Annotated in this window: 1 protein-coding gene; it reads right to left on the reverse strand. The window is 59.4% G+C overall.

All coding sequences use genetic code 11. The features are described from left to right. The coding region (locus tag NE591_RS12555; RefSeq protein WP_256156780.1) for a plasmid recombination protein at positions 1-429 on the reverse strand (429 nt) is incomplete at both ends.

The following is a 429-nucleotide window of genomic DNA, read 5'->3' on the forward strand; positions in this document are numbered from 1 at the left end:
TACGCGCTTCGGCATCTTTCAGTAAAGCGGCGGCTTCTTCCCTAGCAGCCGCGACGATTCGCGCCGCTTCGTCCTTCGCAGGTTCAACCACGGCCTTATCGACCGCACAGCGTACCTTGTCGATATCCACGGACTTGTCCGTGTATACACGCTGCGCCCGCGTCTCCTCGTCAAGCTCGATTGCAGGGCGGTAGCTCATGCGCCCCTCTAGGTAATCCCCAAGCTCCTTGTGCATGCTCTGGTAGAAGCTGCGGGGGCACATCTGCTTGTAGTTGAACCGTCCATCTAGGATGGGCGTGAACGGCACGTGCATGTGGTCGCGGGCGGGCGTGCCATCCTTCAACACCTCGTCCTTGTGGACGTACCCGCCCATCATGTCCTCGATGCCGAACTTCTTCGACAGGTACCAGTACGTGAGACGGAAGAACC

Origin of the sequence: Adlercreutzia sp. DFI.6.23 (assembly GCF_024462535.1) — a bacterium.
Classification (GTDB): Bacteria; Actinomycetota; Coriobacteriia; order Coriobacteriales; family Eggerthellaceae; genus Adlercreutzia; species Adlercreutzia rubneri.